This is a genomic window from Rothia sp. HMSC062F03, from assembly GCF_001836905.1.
GTDB lineage: Bacteria > Actinomycetota > Actinomycetes > Actinomycetales > Micrococcaceae > Rothia > Rothia mucilaginosa_A.
On record NZ_KV830877.1, the window covers coordinates 1 to 1,306 of the forward strand.

Genomic DNA, 1,306 nt, shown 5'->3' on the forward strand with positions numbered 1-1,306 from the left:
AAAAGATCATTGCCACAACTTCGGCGGTGTACTTGAGCCCCGCTACATTATCGGCGCAGAATCACTTGACCAGTGAGCTGTTACGCACTCTTTCAAGGGTGGCTGCTTCTAAGCCAACCTCCTGGTTGTCTAAGCAACTCCACATCCTTTCCCACTTAGCACACGCTTAGGGGCCTTAGTTGGTGGTCTGGGCTGTTTCCCTCTCGACAATGAAGCTTATCCCCCACTGTCTCACTGCTACGCTCTCACTTACCGGCATTCGGAGTTTAGCTGACGTCAGTAACCCGTGAAGGCCCATCGGCCATCCAGTAGCTCTACCTCCGGCAAGAAACACGTAACGCTGCACCTAAATGCATTTCGGGGAGAACCAGCTATCACAGAGTTTGATTGGCCTTTCACCCCTATCCACAGCTCATCCCCTCCATTTTCAACTGAAGTGGGTTCGGTCCTCCACGACGTCTTACCGTCGCTTCAACCTGGCCATGGATAGATCACTCCGCTTCGGGTCTAGGTCATGCCACTCAAACGCCCTATTCAGACTCGCTTTCGCTACGGATACCCCACACGGGTTAACCTCGCGACATAACACTAACTCGCAGGCTCATTCTTCAAAAGGCACGCTGTCACCCCAAAAGGCTCCAACGGCTTGTAAGCACACGGTTTCAGGTACTATTTCACTCCCCTCCCGGGGTACTTTTCACCATTCCCTCACGGTACTGATTCACTATCGGTCACTAAGAAGTATTTAGACTTACCAGGTGGTCCTGGCAGATTCACACGAGATTCCACGAGCCCCGTGCTACTCGGGTGGCCACACCACGGACAGAACAATTTCGATTACGGGACTCTCACCCTCTACGGCCGACCATTCCAAGTCGTTCACCTACCATCCTGAACATCATGCCGGCAGCCAGTTAGAACTACCACTGTGACTCCCACAACCCCCATGATGCAACGCCTAACCGCTATCACACACCACAGGTTTAGTCTCTTCCGCTTTCGCTCGCCACTACTCACAGAATCATTACTTTATTTTCTCTTCCTGCGGGTACTGAGATGTTTCACTTCCCCGCGTTCCCCCCAACCAGCCTATACATTCAGCTGGCGGTAACTCACCATGAAGATGAGCCAGGTTTCCCCATTCGGAAATCCTCGGATCACAGCCCAGTTATCGGCTCCCCGAGGCTTATCGCAGATTCACACGTCCTTCATCGGCTCTTAATGCCAAGGCATCCACCGTGTGCCCTTAATAACTTACACACAATCAAGAAAAATAAGAATCTAAAATCAACAATCAAACCAACAC

Annotated in this window: 1 rRNA gene; it reads right to left on the reverse strand. The window is 51.5% G+C overall.

Going from position 1 to position 1,306, the window contains the following annotated elements:
* Window positions 1-1,260, reverse strand: a 23S ribosomal RNA gene (locus tag HMPREF2674_RS03950); the annotation flags it as partial.
* Window positions 1,261-1,306: the final 46 nt, after the last annotated feature.